Annotated in this window: 20 protein-coding genes; 15 read left to right on the top strand and 5 right to left on the bottom strand. The window is 47.5% G+C overall.

The window, feature by feature from the left end; all coding sequences use genetic code 11:
* Positions 1 to 54 precede the first annotated feature (54 nt).
* Positions 55 to 258, bottom strand: coding sequence for a hypothetical protein (locus PPM_RS20850; RefSeq protein WP_013372797.1), 204 nt, complete (start codon positions 256 to 258; stop codon positions 55 to 57).
* A 187-nt stretch (positions 259 to 445) separates the two neighbouring features.
* Between PPM_RS20850 and PPM_RS20845 the strand changes: the two genes are divergently transcribed.
* The 3 genes from PPM_RS20845 to PPM_RS20840 all read left to right on the top strand — a co-directional run bounded on the left by PPM_RS20845 (position 446) and on the right by PPM_RS20840 (position 1709).
* A complete protein-coding gene (locus tag PPM_RS20845; RefSeq protein WP_016324672.1) occupies positions 446 to 808 on the top strand; it encodes a hypothetical protein in 363 nt (120 codons plus the stop codon).
* A gap of 23 nt (positions 809 to 831) precedes the next feature.
* Positions 832 to 972, top strand: a complete 141-nt coding sequence (locus PPM_RS30255) for a hypothetical protein (protein WP_230493740.1) — start codon at positions 832 to 834, stop codon at positions 970 to 972.
* A 71-nt stretch (positions 973 to 1043) separates the two neighbouring features.
* Positions 1044 to 1709 carry a hypothetical protein gene (locus tag PPM_RS20840; protein ID WP_013372794.1) on the top strand — a complete coding sequence of 222 codons (666 nt, stop codon included), beginning with the start codon at positions 1044 to 1046 and terminating at the stop codon, positions 1707 to 1709.
* 117 nt (positions 1710 to 1826) lie between these two features.
* Here the strand turns inward: PPM_RS20840 and PPM_RS20835 are convergent, their stop codons facing one another.
* On the bottom strand, positions 1827 to 3407 hold the full coding sequence (locus PPM_RS20835; protein ID WP_013372793.1) for an esterase/lipase family protein: 1581 nt from the start codon (positions 3405 to 3407) through the stop codon (positions 1827 to 1829).
* A gap of 194 nt (positions 3408 to 3601) precedes the next feature.
* Here PPM_RS20835 and PPM_RS20830 point away from each other — a divergent pair, with 194 nt between their 5' ends.
* Entirely contained in the window at positions 3602 to 4585 is a 984-nt protein-coding gene (locus PPM_RS20830; RefSeq protein ID WP_013372792.1) for a YhcN/YlaJ family sporulation lipoprotein, read from the top strand.
* 95 nt (positions 4586 to 4680) lie between these two features.
* Here the strand turns inward: PPM_RS20830 and nagA are convergent, their stop codons facing one another.
* The 3 genes from nagA to PPM_RS20815 are packed head-to-tail and all read right to left on the bottom strand — an operon-like array spanning position 4681 to position 7501.
* The gene (nagA, locus tag PPM_RS20825; RefSeq protein ID WP_013372791.1) at positions 4681 to 5907 is read right to left on the bottom strand and encodes an N-acetylglucosamine-6-phosphate deacetylase; all 1227 of its coding nucleotides are present in this window, start codon (positions 5905 to 5907) and stop codon (positions 4681 to 4683) included.
* Positions 5904 to 6632 carry a glucosamine-6-phosphate deaminase gene (gene nagB, locus PPM_RS20820; RefSeq protein WP_013372790.1) on the bottom strand — a complete coding sequence of 243 codons (729 nt, stop codon included), beginning with the start codon at positions 6630 to 6632 and terminating at the stop codon, positions 5904 to 5906. The genes nagA and nagB overlap by 4 nt, the downstream gene beginning before the upstream one ends.
* A 2-nt stretch (positions 6633 to 6634) precedes the next feature.
* Positions 6635 to 7501 carry a MurR/RpiR family transcriptional regulator gene (locus tag PPM_RS20815; RefSeq protein ID WP_013372789.1) on the bottom strand — a complete coding sequence of 289 codons (867 nt, stop codon included), beginning with the start codon at positions 7499 to 7501 and terminating at the stop codon, positions 6635 to 6637.
* A gap of 363 nt (positions 7502 to 7864) precedes the next feature.
* Between PPM_RS20815 and PPM_RS20810 the strand changes: the two genes are divergently transcribed.
* The 11 genes from PPM_RS20810 (at position 7865) to PPM_RS20760 (ending at position 18668) form a co-directional block, all read left to right on the top strand.
* Positions 7865 to 8143 (top strand): acyl carrier protein, encoded by a 279-nt coding sequence (locus PPM_RS20810; RefSeq protein WP_013372788.1) that lies wholly within the window; start codon positions 7865 to 7867, stop codon positions 8141 to 8143.
* A 46-nt stretch (positions 8144 to 8189) separates the two neighbouring features.
* On the top strand, positions 8190 to 9383 hold the full coding sequence (locus PPM_RS20805) for a radical SAM/SPASM domain-containing protein (protein WP_013372787.1): 1194 nt from the start codon (positions 8190 to 8192) through the stop codon (positions 9381 to 9383).
* 67 nt (positions 9384 to 9450) lie between these two features.
* The gene (locus tag PPM_RS20800) at positions 9451 to 10827 is read left to right on the top strand and encodes a peptide ligase PGM1-related protein (protein WP_013372786.1); all 1377 of its coding nucleotides are present in this window, start codon (positions 9451 to 9453) and stop codon (positions 10825 to 10827) included.
* Positions 10828 to 10844: 17 nt separating this feature from the next.
* The gene (locus tag PPM_RS20795; RefSeq protein ID WP_013372785.1) at positions 10845 to 11090 is read left to right on the top strand and encodes an acyl carrier protein; all 246 of its coding nucleotides are present in this window, start codon (positions 10845 to 10847) and stop codon (positions 11088 to 11090) included.
* Complete coding sequence (locus PPM_RS20790; RefSeq protein ID WP_173364589.1) at positions 11083 to 12159, top strand: hypothetical protein; 1077 nt, start codon at positions 11083 to 11085, stop codon at positions 12157 to 12159. Before PPM_RS20795 ends, PPM_RS20790 begins: the two co-directional genes overlap by 8 nt.
* 70 nt (positions 12160 to 12229) lie before the next feature.
* Complete coding sequence (locus tag PPM_RS20785) at positions 12230 to 13222, top strand: ABC transporter ATP-binding protein (RefSeq protein WP_013372783.1); 993 nt, start codon at positions 12230 to 12232, stop codon at positions 13220 to 13222.
* Positions 13212 to 14018, top strand: coding sequence for an ABC transporter permease (locus PPM_RS20780; protein ID WP_013372782.1), 807 nt, complete (start codon positions 13212 to 13214; stop codon positions 14016 to 14018). Before PPM_RS20785 ends, PPM_RS20780 begins: the two co-directional genes overlap by 11 nt.
* Before the next feature lies 1 nt (position 14019).
* Positions 14020 to 14832 carry an ABC transporter permease gene (locus PPM_RS20775; protein ID WP_013372781.1) on the top strand — a complete coding sequence of 271 codons (813 nt, stop codon included), beginning with the start codon at positions 14020 to 14022 and terminating at the stop codon, positions 14830 to 14832.
* Positions 14833 to 14881: 49 nt separating this feature from the next.
* Positions 14882 to 16414: a hypothetical protein gene (locus PPM_RS20770; RefSeq protein ID WP_013372780.1), complete on the top strand. Its 1533-nt coding sequence runs from the start codon at positions 14882 to 14884 to the stop codon at positions 16412 to 16414.
* A 17-nt stretch (positions 16415 to 16431) separates the two neighbouring features.
* Complete coding sequence (locus tag PPM_RS20765) at positions 16432 to 17583, top strand: hypothetical protein (protein WP_013372779.1); 1152 nt, start codon at positions 16432 to 16434, stop codon at positions 17581 to 17583.
* Positions 17580 to 18668: a Gfo/Idh/MocA family protein gene (locus PPM_RS20760; protein WP_013372778.1), complete on the top strand. Its 1089-nt coding sequence runs from the start codon at positions 17580 to 17582 to the stop codon at positions 18666 to 18668. The genes PPM_RS20765 and PPM_RS20760 overlap by 4 nt, the downstream gene beginning before the upstream one ends.
* The last annotated feature ends 80 nt before the right edge of the window (positions 18669 to 18748 follow it).

Below are 18748 nucleotides of genomic sequence, written 5' to 3'. Positions count from 1 at the left end.
GAACAAAGAGGCTCCAACGGCGAATAATCGTCGTGTGGAGCTTCTTTGTGTTCGTTATTCATCAGGCTTGCTGCTTTTGGAAGAAGGGCTGTTATTGTCATTTAAATCTTGGATGACCTGAATCAGCTCATGAAGTGAGAGATCCAGCTTATCCAACTTTTCCTCCATCGTGTGCAGGATGTGCCGCAATAAAATAAAACAAAGTCCAGCCGGAAAGCCTACGTTGGTAACCAGAGAAAGAGCATCATCCATCTGCAATGTATTTCCCTCCTTTTTAGCCATATATAAAGGAAGGTAAATTAAAAGAACCATATACAACTGATTGTAAAAATAGTATAATAAATAAGAACAAGTGTTCTGTTTTGGTTGTAAAATAGGATTGCAAATTACCCTATAATATGAGGATTTAGAAAAAGTCAAATCCAAAGAGAAAGGGTGATTTATATTGGAAAAATCTCAGCTAACATTGGTCGAACAATACCGAAAGAAGTTGTACCGCATTGCTTGGAGAATCCAGTATCGTGCTCGGGTACAAACCAATCATGAATTTGTAATGGAAAAGAACGAAACTGTCATCGCTCCATCTTTTACAGAATTTGCAAACTCTAATATGTACACACTACAGCTTATCAACTCTCTATCTTCTGAGATCGGAAAAATGATCATCTTTGACCTTTACATACTAGACAAAACCGAAGCACAGATTGCAAAAGAGTTAAAGCTATCCCAACAGGCGGTGAATAAATGGAAAAAGAAAATGCTCAAAGAGTTATTTCGGATGCTGAGTTCGTCCAATGGCTCAAATTAGCACAAAGTGGGGATCAGGAGGCCATGAGCAGGATACTTTATTTGTTCGAGGAAGACATTCAGAGGACGAGTCGGTATATACGTATGTCCCGTGAAGATGCTGTTCAAAGTATCGTGGTTGATTTTATTGAAGAACTACGTCAAGAGCTGAAGACAGAGATATAGAAAAAGTGGACAATGGATGTAGCCTTGTCTATCCTTATCGGTAGGTTTAACTTATGTGACGGAGGGCTTATATGTTTATGAGTGATAGCAGGGCTTTATTCGAAAAAAATATGAAGTTGTATCCAGTTAACCGTATTCGCTCCAATGTTATCATTCTTGTTTTATTGCTGTTAGATCTGTTTTTGACTATTCCCTTAATAGGAAATCCCTACATTGCAGTTTATGTTTATGTGCTGATGCCACCGATTGTTCTGATTAATATTTGGGCGCTTGTACTGGTCATAATGCCACGCAAATTGCAGTTGAATTATATTTTATTCCGTGGTGTATTTGGTTTGGTATGCTCTATTGGCTTCATGATTATGACACAAAAGTTTGCTTATGGTATGTTGGGTCTGGATACTCCATGGTATTTTATAAGCTCTTTTGCCGCTTATGGAATCGCCTTGTACTGCTATATCAAATATCATCTGGCGAAATTCAAAAATCCTTCAACTTATAAGAAAGAACCAAAAGTGAAGAAAAAACACAAGCGAGAAGCTGTAGTAACAATGACCACATTTACCGGGGCTGGTTATTTGATAGCCAATCTTTCCCTCGGATTTGCTACACAACAATTCGTTGCTACAGTATTGATGTGTGTATACTCCATGCTTGCATTTGTTCTTTTTCATTTTATTATGGAGCTGCACCGCTATTATTGGCTTCATAAATTGAGGAATCAGACAGCGGATTGAACACAATACATGGATTACACTGTAATTTCTCTATAAAAGATGTTTGGAATAATAAATAAGCCTGCGAACGCCTACACTATGATAGGTGTTTGCAGGCTTTTTAGGTTGTAGATTTATTTAGTCAACATACTTGTTGCCGTCAGCGTCAATATAAATGGATTGAACTGCTGTACGGCGGTAAGGATATCCTGCTGCTGTGGTGCCGTTAATTTCATAGGTTACGGAATAGATGCCTGGCTTGTCCGCTTTGGAAAGCTCAATTTGCCCAGTAGGAGTAACGGTTTTTTGCTGCAATGTCAGACCTTTGAACGCTGTAGTCATTCCTTGTTGCGGATCACCATAGTATTGAACTTGGTAAGTGACTTGTGTAACGCTGGTTGGGGAATCCTGGGACTTCAGATTTAGTCTCGGGCCCACTGCATTTAGATTGTATTTGAGCTCAGGGACCTGAGCGGCATGATAGCGTGCAATCAGGAGATATGCACCATGATCAGGAATTACGGCATTCAACTTATAGATGCCTGGTTGGGGATTGGTAACTACTGCACTATGATGCCAGGCACCAGCAAAGATTTCTTCATCACGACCTGCTTTCACATTAAGCAATTCGCTAGTACCGTCAGGTTTGGTCAGCTCAAGCTGACTTACACGTTTATCGCTGATCCAGTCCAGATCAATGGATTGGACACCATTTTCAACCGTGAGGGTTTCGGAGGCTTTTCCATTATAATCGCCGCCTCGAATAAAATATGAATTATCGATCTCGTTATAGGTGGATTGTACAGCAGAAGCAGTCAGGGAAGACGCTGCTGAAAATGCCTCAGTTTCCTGATTCAATGCTGGAGTGTTCGCTTGGAGGTAAGGTAGGATCAGGGAGAAGACGTAAGAACCGGTACGAACCTTGGCATGATCCCAGGAACCGATTTTAACTACACGTCCGCCGGGAAGCTTAGCATTGTCGACTGTGACCACTCCATCATTTTTGCCGAAGGATGAGAGATACATTCCACCCAGTATGTAGGAAGCAGTGCCGCCAGACCAGTTATCACCAGCAAACGTGAAGAATGGAATTGTAGTCGCGTTACTGAGTGCATCCGTTTTGGTTCGGAAATACTTCATATAAGATGTTTGTAATGTAGAGGTGCCGGGATTTTGTGAGCCGACGATATCTGCCAGCCATCCGGCCCAGCTGCTGTAGGCGAGATCTGCAAGTTGTGAACCATGATGGGGACTGCTGAGGGTGATGACACGTTGTACATAAGGAGCTGCTCCGTTATACACGAGAGCGGTTTGAGTATCCACTCCACCTTTGCTGTGGGCGATGATGATGAGTTTTTTTCCGAAATGATTACTAATGACTTTGATTTTGTCGGCTAGAAGCTTGCCATTGTCCCACATATCCTGGGATGTGCCATTCGCATCGTACAAATTAATGGTGGCCGTCTGGTACCCAGCGTCACGTGCTTGCTGAAGCATATCATTATTATTCTTGGTCCACACTTCGGCGCTACTGTTCAAACCATGTACAAACAATAGTGCGGGTTTGGTAGGATCAACGCGATTAGGTGGTGGGCCTTCTGTCCAGCTTCCGGCGGGAGCTTTCGGTGCTTCAGGTGTAGTGGAGCCTGCAAAAGCACCGGCGGGGATAAGAGTGACGGATAACAAAAAAATGAGCATCAAAACGGTGAGCTTCTTCAAACTGTAAATCCTCCTTTTTGTAAAATTAAGTATTTCAAACTTATTATACATGCCATCTTGTGGTAAATCATCAATTGTATTTCATATTTACATTAAAATTTTATTTTTTCAGTCATTTTTTAGTCAGGATATCCCTAAGATTGATGGCGCATGCTAATCTCGTCACACATTTTATATGTATGGAGGATGAGTTCATGCCAGGAACTAAAAAAGTCATCAGTTTTACGATTTCAGCTGCTTTACTTGCCAGCATGGCTGCTTTAACCGGGTGTGGAAATGCTGATCATAACGTTCGTACGAACAGTACACGCTATAACGCGCAAAGCACACAGCATATGGATGGTGTGAATCGTTATGGTTTAGATGGTGTAAACCGTATGGATGGTGTGAATCGTTATGGGGTTAAATCCAACGGTATGGACGGGATGTCATTGAATGAAAATGGCAACAGAACCGGACATCCAATCCGTAATCTGCAAGTCGATCGCAACTTGTCTAAACGTATATCCGAGATGCCGGATGTAAAGTCTGCGACAGTATTGGTTGGTGAACGACATGCCTATGTAGCCGTTTCCTTGAAAGACCAAGCTAACGGAACGGGTGTCGGTGCTCCAAGCATTGACGGTACTCCGAGTGCTAATAATATTGGGCGTAACGGGAATGTACCGAGTGTGAATGGCGTTAATGGCACCAGAGGAAATCGAACTACAGGTACTACAACGCCTGGAATGACAGACAATGGAGTTACCGGGAATGGAACACCTGCACGTCGTGATGACGGTTTGTTCGGTACGATGGGTACAGGCTCGTACGGTATGTTGCGTGGCTTGACGGACAACAACAATCGCACAGATAACGGCAACAACACCATCGAGGGAGCAAGAACTGCATATGAACCAACTGATGCAGTCAAGAGCCGTATTGCTAACAAGATTAAGCAATTTGCACCTTCCATTGAACAGGTGCATGTATCGGCTAACCCGGACTTTGTTAGACAAACCTCTGACTTTACACGCAGTGTACAAAATGGTCATCCGATCAGAGGCTTGAGCAATGAAATGGTGGATGTGATTGAACGTGTATTCCCGACTTCGGCGGCTGATACAAACCGTCCAATGGAAAATACAACACCAACACGTCCACAAAATAATACGCCCGCACCGATGAATCATCGCTAATTCAAACCCTTAATTGAGAATATCCCAAAAAGAGCTATCCCATCTCGGCGAGTTACGCTGATGGAATAGCTCTTTCTTTTGCGGGGATTATATAACTATAACGATTTGCGCACTCCTTTAATCCATACACCTTGCAGATTTAAGTCGGCATTCAGCAACAAGACGTCTGCTTGTTTACCTGCTTCAAGTGAACCTGTTCGATCAGCTATGTTCAGGGATCGAGCCGGATTCAGGCTGGCCATTTGTGATGCCTCGGGGATACTCAAGCCTACATGTTGAACTAGATAACGGAAGCCCTCAATCATCGTTAGTGTGCTTCCTGCCAAAGTGACGCCATCCTCCAGTCGTGCAACACCGTCCTGTACAATCACTGGCAAATCACCGAGTTTATAATGACCATCTTCCAGCCCGGTGGCTGACATGGCATCGGTGATGAGGATGAGATTATGGTCCTGCTTTAACTTGGCAAGCAGGGAAATAGCAGCAGGATGCACATGAATGCCATCTGCGATGATTTCTGCTTCAATGCGCGGATCAGCGAGTACGGCTCCCGCAGCTCCTGGCTTGCGGTGATGCAGTGGAGTCATGGCATTAAAGGTGTGCACGGCATGGTTCAGGCCCGACGATGCTGCTTGTTCAACCTCTTCATACGTAGCATCCGTATGACCGAGTGCCGCAGTAATGCCGTGGCTACGCAGCCATGCGATGAGTTCAAGGGCACCATTTTGTTCAGGCGCAAGTGTGACCTGGCGAACAAGGCCCGGATAGCGCTGCTCCCATTCTGCCATCCAAGCGAGGTTCGGAGGCACGATATGTTCCGGGTTTTGTGCTCCTGCCCAGTTCGGACTAATGAAAGGTCCTTCCAGATGCACCCCCTCCAACTGCGCATGGGGCATGGGATATGCCATGTATGTGTGAACTTCTTTTAATACCCGTTCAATTCGTTCCTTGGGCGCGGTCATAGTAGTAGCCAGCATAGCCGTCGTTCCTTGCGAACTGTGAAAAGAGGTGATTGCATCCAGCACCCTCGGATCAGAGTCCATAAAGTCCTCACCGTTACCGCCGTGAATATGAATATCAATAAAGCCTGGCAGCAGGTACCCCTCCTCCTGACGAACAACATTCGCCGCTTGTGTGGCAACTTCTTCAGGATTGCCTAAGACCAATGAGGTCCAGTCCACGGGCATATCCTCCTCTGAACCAGCGTATACAATGGATTGCCCCTCAATGATGACAACTCCGTTGGGAATGATGTCATTCCCAACGACGACTTGACCATACAATAGCTGCGGTATGTTACTGTTCATTTCATCTGACTTCATTTGAACCATCCTCCTGCTTCCTGATCCAGTAAAATAAGCACGTTGGGGTGGCATTGCAGCAGGGAAGCCGGACACTCCGTTGTGACGGGTCCAGTTAAAGCCTGCCTTATAATGTCGGCCTTCTCTGCGCCAAAGGCCACCAGCATAATTTGCTTCGCCTTAAGAATGGTGCCAACCCCCATCGTCACTGCTTGTCTGGGCACTGCATTGATATCGCCAAAAAATCGGGCGTTCGCTGAGCGCGTTCTTTCTTTCAAATCTACAACATGTGTGGCTCCGGTCAAGCTGTGACCGGGTTCGTTAAAGCCGATATGGCCGTTATGACCAATGCCAAGCAATTGGAGATCCACAGGTCCATGATCCAGAATGGCCTGCTCGTGCGCTGCACATTCTGCTGTGAGATTTAGGGCATTCCCGTTAGGGACGCGTGTATGAGATATGGGAATGTCGATATGCTGAAACAAGTGCTCATTCATAAAGCTTCGGTAGCTCTGCGGATGTTCTGGGGAGAGACCAACATATTCATCAAGATTCACGGAGTAGGCGCGAGCAAAGCTCACCTGACCCTTGCAGTACATATCCGCAAGATGTCGGTAAATGCCAATCGGCGTACTACCGGTGGCCAAGCCCAGCATAGCTTGTGGTTTGGACAGCAGCAAGCTGACGATCACAGTGGCAGCAGTAGCGTTCAGGTTTTCACGGCTGTTCAAAATGCGAATGTTCATCTTTAGTGCCCCCCTGGTTGTTTTTTAAGCTTACTCACTTGTTGATATGAACCTTCCAATCTCGGAATATATTTGTCAAAATTCGTGCTCACCATACCTGTAAATAGGATATCTATAATATGAAGCTGGGCGATGCGGGAGGCCATGTCTCCACGTCGCATTCCTTCCTCCAATGAGGAGGAAAATAGCGCAATATCCGCAAGGCTTGCCAGCGTATTGTTTCCGAAGGAGGTCAGGGATAAAGTTTTGGCACCCTGTTCCTTTGCACAGCGTAGAGCCGCAATGGTCTCCTGGGTTTCTCCTGAATAAGAGACGGCAAAGGCCACATCCTCCGCTCCGAGCGAGGAGGCAGAGGTAATCTGCATGTGAGAATCTGCGAAGGCAGTGCTATTCTTGCCAATACGGATCAGCTTCTGGTAAAAATCCTGTGCCACAATCGAGGATGTTGCCATCCCATAGAGATCAATACGGCTTGTGGCTGACAGCCATGCAATGGCCTGCTCCAGCTTGCCCAAATCCAGCAACCGGGTCGTGTCTGCAATGGAGGCGGTATGGTTTGCCTGAATAGCCTGCACGATACGGGAAAGTGAATTTCCAGCCACAATGTCCTGATAGGATTCTTCACCTGTAAGGTTGGAATGGGACAACTCGGCGGCCAGCTTCATTTTGAAATCGGGATACCCTTTAAAATGTAGTGATTTGCAAAACCGTGTAACGGTTGCGGCACTCACACCGCAACGCTCTGACAGTTCCCGAATACCCAGATGTAGCACATCCTCCGGGGCTTGCAGGATAGATTCCGCCAGCTTACGCTCTTGTACAGGCAACTGCTCCAGTCGATGGGATAATGTATGAAGAATGGGGGACATGAGCTGTGCTCCTTTAGCTATATAATGCTTTTGTGAAAAAAAGTATCATTTAATTAAATGTAATTAAGAAAAATATTTTCGTTTATATTGTAAAATAATTACGCACTTCATACAAGAGGGAAGAGGCTGATCACTTTCAAGTGTAGCTTCTATAAATGAATAATAAATGCAGAAAAATTTGTAGAATTTATCATACATTAATTTACATTTTGCGACTTTTACTTACAAAACAACCTATTGACTTGTCTCTTCAATGGAGGAGTATAATTGAATATAGTTCCAATCAAGGAATTTTACTAGGAGCTTTTCAAAGGGCATCGTTGGACGGAAGAGTAGGATCTCATTCACAAGGAGGAGTTTGCTATGCAAAGCCAAGTGATTGAAATGATCAGCGCGGTCAAGGAAGATCCTGAATTGGTCGCTAAGCTGAATGGACATTCGGACATTATTCATGATGCGGGACTGGATTCATTGCAGTTGGTTCATTTCATGCTGCAAGTGGAGGATGCATTTGATGTGGAGATTGATTTTGATTCCTTTGAGTTGGAACATCTCCGTTCAGTAGATGCGTTTTGCAGTTACATTCAAGGAATTAGCGATGCGGAGCAAGTGTCGCACCCGGAAGGTATGGAGACAGTCTGAACGCAGGGTAGACTTTGCCTGAAAATCCATTAAACGAGGTGTTAGCATGCAGCCCAAAAGCAATGTGCTGATTGATGAGAAGGCTTTCAAGCTCATCAAGCGTAACCTGAAAAACGCTTCCGTGTCTTATCGTAACGCAACACAGGATCCGGCTTTCAAAACGGACATGCCCCAGACGATCGGTATTAAGCTGACCAACCGTTGTAATTTAAGATGTACGCACTGCTTTGAATGGAACGAGGAAGGCTATCATCACCAAATGGATAAAGAAGAACAGAATATGGATCTTGCCCCGGATATGCTTCGGCAGATTTTGAGCGAAACGAAGGAAGTGAAGTCCAGACTGTACATGTGGGGTGGTGAACCGATGTTTCACCGGCGCTTTGATGAAATTTTGGACGTGCTGGCGGAAGATCGGCGTGAGATGACCTTTTGTACAAATGGACTACTCATTGATAAATATTTGGACCGGATTTTGGATTTGTCCGAAAATCTGGAGTTGTTAATAGCGATTGAGGGTTTTGAAAAAGAACACGATTTAATACGCGGTAAAGGCACCTTTCAGAAAACAATGCGGCAGATGGATAAGCTGATTGAACTTCGCGATCAGGGATTGTACAAGGGACGGGTAACTGTCCATGCGGTCATTAACGATAACATGATCGGACGGATGTACGAATTTCTGCAAATGCTGGAGGATAAGAGGCTGGATCTGGTGCTGCTAACGTTCCCCTGGTACATTTCCAAAGAAACCTCCTTTAAAATGGATGAATATTTTACACGTAATTTCTCCTGGCTCCGACAACTTGAAGAAAAAAATATTAGTAGCTGGCATGCTTTTAAATATAAAATCAACCCGGCTAACATCGACCCTCTGATGCAGGAATTACAGCGGATCAATGAGCGGGTATGGAACATTCGCGTGCGTTATCAGCCCGGCTTGGATTATGAGGAAATTGATAAATTTATACATGGCGAGGAAATGGTCAGCCGTTGTTCCAATCATTGTTTGGCGCTCACCTCCAGAACAGATATTTTACCAGACGGAAAGGTTATGCCTTGCAAATTTTTCAGTGAGTTCACGATTGGAAGTTTGCGTGAGCACAGTCTGAAGGAAATATGGAATTCGGATGCGTATGAAAAAACCCGTCAAAAGATTAATCATGAAGGATTGACGCCGGTGTGCTCCAAATGCAGTGTGCTGTATCTGCATGGGGCAGGCTCTCTGAAATACATTTAGTTTCCTATGAATCTCCTATGGAATATTGTTTGCTACTAGATGGAAGAGAGAGGGATGATGACAAGACGTGACGACTAAAACGATTAACCTTGTGGAAGCACTTGCTCATGAACGGGATCATGGGGTCCTGATTTGGCTGTTTAATATCGGCGCAGAGCAAGTGTGGCATCCATCCCCCCGGAAGGGGGGCATGGTAGACCGGGATGAACAGCAGGTCGTAAACCGGATGGAGGAAATGAATCTCCTGCTATGCCGAAGTCAGGATGTCATTGTACTCCGTGAACAGCCGGATGAGGCATTTCTGGACATGCTTCAGCGGTTAGGTTTCAGCCTGCCGCGTATTGAGGTGCCAGAGCCTTCTGATCCGCTAACGCCGATTTCAGAGTTAGTACTGGCGGATGACGCACTTTTGGCACGACTACGTGCGGTTGCGGATGCAGGCCATAGCAGCGGCGGAGCCAAAGCGTGGCTCGTACCCTATGCGGTCACACCGCAGGAGGAAGCGATTGCGGAGCGTTGTGGGCTGGAGTTGATCGGTGCTCCATCTGCGGTATGCGCCCAGGTGAATGATAAAATATTTAGCCGTCTGACCGCACAAAAGCTTGGTTTTGCTGTCAGCGAAGGCGCTGTATGTGTAGACGAAGCGGCAATTCGCAGAGAATGTGAGAGACTGGCTGGCTTATCGGACGAGCCTGTGAAGCTGATTATCAAGCAGCCACACGGGGCCTCGGGACAAGGCATGTATATGCTGGACGAGCTGTCCAAGCTGGACACACTGCTGAGTGTGATGAGACGCTTCGGCGGCTCGTCATCGTCTTCTGGCGGCTGGCTGGTGGAGCGCTGGCACAATAAGCAAATGGATCTGAACTACCAGCTCTGCATTGACGAGGGCGGTGGGGTGACGATGTTTTCGCTAAAAAGGCAAAACGTAGACGGTACAGTCTATATCGGCTCCCAGGTTCCCGCTGATATTGGCGAGACGCTGGAGGAAGAAGTGAGACGATGTGCTTATCAGTTGGGAACGTATCTCTATTCCATCGGGTATACGGGAATGGCTTCCATTGACGGTTTTGTTGACGAAGATGGTTTGCTGATTCCGGTGATCGAGATTAATGGCAGATTTACCCTGTCTACTTACATCTCGTTCCTGTCCTCTGTCTTGGGAGAACGGCATAAGACCTTGTCCCGTTATTACCGCAACGTGACCGCTACACCTCTCACCTACAGCCGTTTGTGCGGGTTGCTGGCGGAGGAAGGCTTGCTCTATACACCCGAACGGCCTGAAGGGGTGTTTGTTTATACGGCGGGTACCTTGTCTGGCATTCCTGTAAAGCGGGGCTATGTGAACCGGATTTTCACACTTATTTTGGCAGACAGTTGGCAGGAAGCGGATGCTTATGCACACAAATTGGAAGGCATCATTGCTGGATTAGGATGCTCATAAATAGGAGGGAATTGAGAATGAAAACAGACGTATACCATGTAGTACCTTTGCTGGAAAAGGTTTTGAAGCTGGCTCCCGGCGAGTTGGAACAGTTGACTCCGGATCAGGACCTGCGAACCTTGGGCCTGAATTCCTTATCCGCTGTTGAATTAATTGTAGAATTGGAAAATGAGCTTGATATTACGATGGAGGACGACGATTTGGTGCTGGAGCATCTATCTACACTGCAAGGCATTGAGCGTCTGCTGAACAAATATGCATAAGGGCGCTGAACAGACAAGACCTATGCTGCAGTCCGATATGGTGACCCGTCATAATTCCATGGTTGATCATAGTGCAGAAGAAATCGCAAATGCTCTCCCAGGAAAGCATTGTGTATATTCTTCCCTGCGTACTTCATTGCAGAGGTATGGGGTGAACATGGCCGAAGCCGAGCTGTTCATGCTGTGTGGGAGTATGTGCGCGGAGTACGGTGGAGATTTGAAGCGCTTCGGGCCGGAGAAATATCCGGAGCAGCTTCAAGAAATGGCCGCCAGTGGCGGACCGGTTATTCGGGTAGAACCGTGGATCGAAGGAGTCAGCAATGAAACCGATCTGTTGCAGGTGCTCACATCCGGCTATGGTACGATGCTGCATACGTCGAGCACCGCTTTAACCTATCACGATGTATATGTGAAAAATTACCCAAGGGGTCATGTGATTGAGTTGTACGGACTGGACTTGCAAGAACGTATGGCACAGGTGAATGATAGCTTCCTGCTCGATTCCTCGGGACATGCGATGACTTATGTAGGCTCAGCCCGGCTCGACGACCTCATGCAGGGCATTATTGAGTATGCATGGCTGGTGGAGCAGCCTGTCCCGCTTTCGCCAAGGGAGATGCATGCTGCGTGTGCTTACCATATTCGTCAGTATGTGACGGGTGAAAAAGTTACAACAGACCAGCATGTCAAGCGGGGAGATGCGGGTTACCGGGCATTTGTCGGTGACTTCCATCTGTTAGAAGACATGGAGGATCAGGAGTTTCGGACGTACTGCCATGAAATTTATTACAATCTGCGCTTGGGCAGCGCTCTTCATTTGGCGGATTATACAGCTGATTATTGCCTGCTGCATCAAGCTACGCTGGGGCCGCAAGCACAGCATATCATTGAATTGGCACAGGCGTTGTACGCGGATTGGCACAAGCTTAATCTGCATATTTACAAAACAGGACTCCAATTGCGTAAGCATCGGATGCCTGAGATTACAGAACGGGCTCTGCATTTGATTGAAAGACAGCGTCATATGCTGGAAGAACTGATGATTTTGACAGAGCAAGCAGCTGAGTAGCCAAAGCACTCGGTAATATCAGGCGCGTTCATCCAGGTATCACGCATAGAGGAAAGAGGAGGGGAATTCATTGCCGTCCATTACATTAAACCAATTGTCGAAAACGTTTACGTACTACAAAAAGGAGCCGGGCGTGCGCAAATCACTACAAAATTTGTTTAAGCGTGAACAGCTGACCAAGAAGGCTGTGCAAAACGTTAGCTTTAGCATTGAGGAAGGAGAAATTGTCGGATTTCTTGGTCCCAACGGGGCGGGCAAAACAACAACGCTCAAAATGCTGTCCGGCATTCTCCATCCCACGGAAGGGGAGGCATCGGTACTCGGCTTTACTCCCTGGAAGCGACAAAAAGAGTTTAAACGTCAGTTTTCCATCGTGATGGGACAGAAAAACCAGCTTTGGTGGGATTTGCCCGCAAGCGAGTCGTTCGAGCTGAACAAGCTTATCTACGAAATCGATGATAATCGTTATAAAGAAGCGCTGGATGAACTGGTCACTTTGCTTGGGGTGGAGGAGCAGCTTCATGTGCAGGTTCGGCGGCTATCGCTCGGCGAGCGTATGAAAATGGAACTGATCGCCGCGCTGCTGCATCGTCCACGGGTCATTTTACTGGATGAGCCGACCATCGGACTGGACCTTGTTTCTCAGCGGCGAATTCGAGAGTTTTTCAAAGCCTATAACCGCACCCACCGGACGACCATTTTGCTGACAAGCCACTACATGAAGGACATTGAGGATCTATGCACTAGGTCCATCATTATCAGTGGGGGCAGACTGGTGTATGACGGAGACTTGCACAAGGTAAATGAGGTCATCGGTGCCCGTAAATTACTTAAGGTTCGACTGGAGAACCCCGTATCCAACCTAACATTGGCGAGCCTCGGCAAACTTCGCTCCAACTCGGAGCTGGAGGCGGTATTTGAGCTGGATGCAGAAGATACGTTGGCTTGGTCCAAAAAGATTTTGGACGCACTGCCTGTCGTTGATTTTACGATTGAGGACGTCCCGCTGGAAGAGGGGATAGCCAATTTGTACGATGGGGGCAGGCTGGCTGATGCGAAATAACAAATATGTGAAAGTACTCCAGCTTGGCATGCAAAACGAAATGGAGTATCGGGCTAATTATTGGCTCCAAATGGCGGGATTTATGCTGCCCATCATGACGCAAATTTTTCTCTGGCTAGCTGTATTTGGTTCTTCGGGACAAGCAAGAGTGGTGGACTATTCTCTGCCGGAAATGCTGGTGTATGTGGTCATGGCAGGAGTAACTGGAAAACTGATTGCGACGGGCTTTGAATATGAAATTGCTACAGATATCAAGGAAGGTGGACTGGCAAAATTCATGGTACAGCCTGTGCATTATTTTGCTTACCGTTTTTGCCGGTTTATTGGAGGCAAAGTCATACAGTCCGCAGTTGTGCTGCTGGCGGCTGCTATTTTGCTGTTATGTCTTAGCCTGGAAGGACAAATCAGCTTCGAGCTATCGTACATCCTGCTTTACATATTGGCGTTGCCGGGAGCACTTGTGCTTAATTTTGTGGTCTATTACGCGCTCAGCGGCATAGCCTTTTGGGTGACGGAATCGGCGGGACTTTTTTATACGTTGTCGCTTGTTATTTATGTAGCTAGTGGTACCGTGTTTCCGCTGACGATTTTTGGAGATGCTTTGGCCCGTCTGTTCAGTCTGCTACCTTTCAGCTACACTGTATTTTTTCCGGTGAATGCGTTGACGGGCAAGCTGACTGTGCTGGAAGCCGCTAAAGGCATTGGCGTGCAATGGCTCTGGATTGTAGTGCTGGCGGCCGTATCACGCTGGGTGTGGCAAGCCGGGGTCAAACGCTTTGTCTCAGTGGGGGGTTAACATGAAAAATGTTTTCCAAAACATTAGGCGCTACATCAGACTGTACTGGAAATTTGTCCAGTTTTCCGTCATGTCGCAAATGGAATATCGCACTAACTTTATAAGTGCATGTCTGGTTGAAACAGCTTATTTGTTTATCAAGCTGCTGTACGCATCGCTTCCATACCGCGCTGGGACAGACATTAACGGCTGGTCTCCTGACGCTATGTTGTTATATATCGGCGTGTTTACGATGATGAGCGGCTTTTATAGTGGATTGTTCTACAGTAATTTTACAAGCCTGCCTGACAAAATTCGTACCGGCTCACTGGACGTGCTCATGACCAAACCCGTATCGCTGCAATTTATGGTGACACTGCGTCAATTTGAGCTGGGCTATACCTTGCCGAATGTAATTGGCGGCGGAATTATGACGGGGGTCGGCTGGCATCGACTCGGATTGCCGTTTAATTTGGAAACCGTAGGAGGGTTCTCCGTGCTGCTCGGATGCGGAGTGCTTACGGCATACTCCGTATTTTTGCTGCCCCAACTGCTGGCCTTCTGGATTATTCGCACGAACGGTGTTACAGAGCTATCCAACAGCATTTTCGAGACAAACTATGTGCCGATGGCCGTGTACAGTAACCTGATTCAGCGTATTGGCTTGTTTGTGCTCCCGGTGTTTGTCATCTGTAATTTTCCGCCCATGTTCATTCTCGGCAAAATGGAACCCGGTTTGATGCTATGGGCATTTCTTGCACCTCTCTGGCTGCTGGCGATTATTCGCTTGATATGGCAGTTTGCTCTACGTGATTATACGAGCGCGAGCCAGTAGCGCTACCGTGTACTAGGTTCATAATGAAGCAGGAAAGGAAGCGAATCATATGAATGCGATACCTAACCAGCGTCATTTATATATGGGAACGTTCGAAGCGGAGGCTTACTGGCGAGATAGCGAGCTAGCTTCCCTGCCCGCCCTGCCTGACCGGGCTTCTTCTGCCATTGTAGCGGCTATGGATGAATTGCTATTTAGCTTTTGTCAGCCGGGAGATGCCTTATTGACACGTTTTGCCATTTCGCCCGTACATCGTCAGTATATTGCGCAGCTGGGCTTTCATCCGGCTGTAAACGAACGGGATTTGACCGACGGAATGGAACAGGCGGGCAATGTGTCGGCCGCTTCCGTTTTCGAGCTGCTGAGTAGTCGCAAGAGTGATACTGGAGAAGGTTTTCCTCAACTGGAAGGCTGTGTGCTTAGCCCGTTTGCGGGGTTGCCGCATGTGGAAGAGGCCGCGCGTGCTTGGGGAATTACATTGCATCAGCCGCCGCTGGAAACGATTCGCAAGGTAAATGCCAAAACCTATTCCTCTGAGCTGAAACGCAGTCTTGGTCTGCGCAACCCTGGTCATATTGTGACTTCGTTTGCGGATGTCGCTGAAGCAGGGCGTAAACTGCTGCGGGATGGAAGCTTTTTAATCAAGGATGATTTTGGCGTATCGGGTAAAGGTAATCTGCACATCACTTCGACACAAATGCTGGACCGGGTCGTATCGTATTTGCGTGGACAGGAGCGCAAAGGCAAACGGGTACTGTTCTTGCTGGAGCCTTTTCTGGAGAAAGAGCAGGATTTTTCATGCCAATTTACGATTGGCGATGATGGGCGTGTCGACATCGTATCTGTGCAATGGCTGGCCAATACTCAATTCGCCTATCGGGAATCCCTATCGCCGGACAGGGCTTTTATGGAGCGTCTGGAGCGTGACGGCTATTTTAGCTTAATGCAGGATGTGGGACAGCAATTGTATCGGGATGGATATTACGGCGATGTATGCATAGACTCCATGACACTTCGTGGTGGAAAGCTGGAGCCCATTATCGAAATTAATGCCAGAAAGTCGATGAGTTTGATTAAGCATCAGCTCGATACCTATCTGGCCGGGAAAAATATGCGTGGCACGTTGACGAATTATTCGCTTTCCCATGATGGCAGTCTATCTTATGAAGAACTGCTGTTAGGGCTAGAAGGCGAGGGATTGCTGTTTACAGGTGAATGTGAAGAAGGTGTCATGCCTTTGGGAGCCAATACGTTATATGTAAACACAGGTGGACGTGACGGTGAGAACAGGATTGTAGGCCATACCCCTGTGCCAAGCAGAAATGCAACCGGGCGCGGAGGCAGATCATCTGCCAAGCAGGTTCGTATAAGTGGGATTGGAGCCGGCGATGGCGGATCAGAAGGGAACGGCATGGGTCAGCCTGACTTGAGTGGTACAAAAGAAGCTGATGGAAATGAACGGGCACGAGGCAAAGGACGGCTTTATTTGGAACTGGTTGCTGCGAATGATGAGGAAAAAATGCGATTGACTACAAAGCTGGAGCGTTTTTTGGCAGAGCGACATTTTACAGTGCTGAATTAAACGGGAGGCGTATAAGCATGCGTAAGAGTACGGAGAAGCTTATGAAGGTAACGATTTTGTGTTCCGGTTTCGGATTGGGCTTTTATACCCCTGGCTTGCTGCTGCAAGCGGGTCTTCGCAGGCTGGGCATGGATACGGCGATCCATGTATTTGAAAATGTACTGCCGGAATCGGCCCGACTCAAGGTCGACAAAAGCCGGAAAGCTTACCATGACAATTTTGCAGTGGCCTTAATGTCGCAGAAGGTTCCGCAGGATATGCGTAATTCACTGGACCCCGCAGCGATGGAAGTACTGCTGAACCAATGGATAGAAGAGGATCGGCGGTATTTTATATGCTTATCCGGTCATTGGATGTATGTACTGGAGGAGTATCGCAAGCGCAGAGAGTCGGAGTCGGTGCATGTGGACATTGTGTATATGGATTCGACACCTTCTCCTTCCTGGAAAAATCTAGCCAAGCATAACCCGCATTTTGCTGATGGCTGTGGAGAAACGACCCTGTTTGAAAATGATAAAAATAGAGTCAACCACTATATTGACATCCCGGCAGTGGAGCATATCCCTTTTGAAGCACGGCAAGCCCGTTTATTCGTACATGGCGGCGGTTGGGGGATGGGCACCTACCGTGAGAAGGTTGGACGGTTAGAAGAAGCGGGCTGGGAACTGGATCTGTTGTTGTATGATCAGGATCAACCAGATGAAGAGCGGGACAGTATACGCTATTTTCGGATGGACCCGCAGTGGAGAACATGGCAGCGAAATGAAGCCGGGGAGCATACATTTCCACCTTTCGGAGAGGTGAAAATAGGTGATGAAACGGTGTATCAGGTCGGACCGGATTACCATTGCATGCTGGACCGAGCATGTCATGCCCAGGCCATTGTCAGCAAGCCCGGTGGCGGCAGCCTGACCGATTCGTTCGCTACAGCTACTCCTCTGATTATGCTGGAGCCGTTTGGCGTGCATGAGAAGCATAATGCGGATCTATGGGAACGTCTGGGGTTAGGCATGCGCTACGAGACATGGATAGAAACCTATGGCGCCAGTGCCCAGATCCTGGAGGAAATGCATCGGAGAATCGTAGAGCTGCGCAGTCGGACGCCACGTTATATAGAATCCTATATGAAGAGCATTCAAGTGCCATCAGGAATGGAGCAGGGATCATGAACGCTGCCGCGGCTGCGCAAGAACCTGCGATGCAAGATATTCGCTTCGGGATCATTGGTTGTTCTGCCATTGCCCCTCGTGCGTTGCTGGAACCGATCCGACATGTTGCAGGAGCACGCGTGACCGCGCTTGCGAATCGTACGGTTACCAAGGCCCAAGAAATGGCAGAGCGTTATGAAGTCAATGTCGTTTATGGTCATGCTGAGGATATGCTTAAAGACCCGGACATCGACGCTGTATATATTGCGCTCAGCAACGATTTACATGCTGAGTGGATCGGCAGAGCCTTACAAGCTCACAAGCACGTGCTGGTGGAAAAACCGTTATGCCTGAATACAGCTGATCTGGCTCCCTTGGCGGCTATCGTCGAACAGAGCAACGCTTATCTGCTGGAGGGAGTCATGGTGCAGCATCACCCTTGGCAGCGTGAACTGCGAAGAATCATAGAATCAGGTCGTTATGGTCGCTTATGCTCCATAGAAACGAGTCTATGCATTCCGGCAAAAGAAGGGCATGCGGACAATTACCGATCCCGTCCGGAGCAGGGTGGGGGATGCTTTTGGGATTTGGGTGTGTACTGGCTCCAGTTTCTTCAGGCCGTTGTTGGATTGGAGCAGGCGGAATTCCACAGTCAATCGGATTTCGCTGGCCCTCATGGCTGTGACTGGACATTTCACGCGCAAGCCCGTTACCCGAGCGGACTAGAGGCATCTGCCCTCTTCTCATTTGAGCGTCCTTATCGCTGTGCTCATGTACTGACCTTTGATTCGGCAGTAGTCACCTTAAAGGATTGCTTTCGAGCGAATTTGGGTTTCTATAAAATGACACTCAAGACGGAAATAAAGAAGGATATCGCGGTGAATATATCGGATGTGGAAGCACGGTCCGCGTTATCACAGTCATCTTTGCCTACTAAAACAGTTTTTGAGCCTATGAACTATTATGTCAATCAGTTGGATGCCTTCTGCAGCATCATCCGGGGTGAAACGGAGCCTATTCCATTTCATGAGGCTGCTGAACGCGTCAGACTGCTGGCAGCTATTCATAAAGCAGCGCGCTCAGGCGAGGCGATCTATGCAGTATAAGTTGGTCGTGGTTTTCAATCGGTGAGATTCGAATAATGCAAAATACGGAATATTCAAGCAAAGAGAGGAGGGGATTCAGC

The organism is Paenibacillus polymyxa M1 (assembly GCF_000237325.1).
Taxonomy (GTDB): Bacteria; Bacillota; Bacilli; order Paenibacillales; family Paenibacillaceae; genus Paenibacillus; species Paenibacillus polymyxa_C.
Note: the sequence above shows the minus strand (reverse complement) of the source record. Positions and strands in the feature narration are given on the sequence as shown.

Bases quoted from the DNA above. Each gene is read 5' to 3' on its own strand.
- PPM_RS20830 (WP_013372792.1), top strand. From the start codon at position 3,602: ATGCCAGGAACTAAAAAAGTCATCAGTTTTACGATTTCAGCTGCTTTA.
- PPM_RS20775 (WP_013372781.1), top strand. From the start codon at position 14,020: ATGAAAAATGTTTTCCAAAACATTAGGCGCTACATCAGACTGTACTGG.
- PPM_RS30255 (WP_230493740.1), top strand. From the start codon at position 832: ATGAGCAGGATACTTTATTTGTTCGAGGAAGACATTCAGAGGACGAGT.
- PPM_RS20760 (WP_013372778.1), top strand. From the start codon at position 17,580: ATGAACGCTGCCGCGGCTGCGCAAGAACCTGCGATGCAAGATATTCGC.
- nagA (WP_013372791.1), bottom strand. From the start codon at position 5,907: ATGAAGTCAGATGAAATGAACAGTAACATACCGCAGCTATTGTATGGT.
- PPM_RS20765 (WP_013372779.1), top strand. From the start codon at position 16,432: ATGCGTAAGAGTACGGAGAAGCTTATGAAGGTAACGATTTTGTGTTCC.
- PPM_RS20810 (WP_013372788.1), top strand. From the start codon at position 7,865: ATGCAAAGCCAAGTGATTGAAATGATCAGCGCGGTCAAGGAAGATCCT.
- PPM_RS20805 (WP_013372787.1), top strand. From the start codon at position 8,190: ATGCAGCCCAAAAGCAATGTGCTGATTGATGAGAAGGCTTTCAAGCTC.
- PPM_RS20790 (WP_173364589.1), top strand. From the start codon at position 11,083: ATGCATAAGGGCGCTGAACAGACAAGACCTATGCTGCAGTCCGATATG.
- PPM_RS20770 (WP_013372780.1), top strand. From the start codon at position 14,882: ATGAATGCGATACCTAACCAGCGTCATTTATATATGGGAACGTTCGAA.
- PPM_RS20815 (WP_013372789.1), bottom strand. From the start codon at position 7,501: ATGTCCCCCATTCTTCATACATTATCCCATCGACTGGAGCAGTTGCCT.
- PPM_RS20795 (WP_013372785.1), top strand. From the start codon at position 10,845: ATGAAAACAGACGTATACCATGTAGTACCTTTGCTGGAAAAGGTTTTG.
- PPM_RS20840 (WP_013372794.1), top strand. From the start codon at position 1,044: ATGTTTATGAGTGATAGCAGGGCTTTATTCGAAAAAAATATGAAGTTG.
- PPM_RS20780 (WP_013372782.1), top strand. From the start codon at position 13,212: ATGCGAAATAACAAATATGTGAAAGTACTCCAGCTTGGCATGCAAAAC.
- nagB (WP_013372790.1), bottom strand. From the start codon at position 6,632: ATGAACATTCGCATTTTGAACAGCCGTGAAAACCTGAACGCTACTGCT.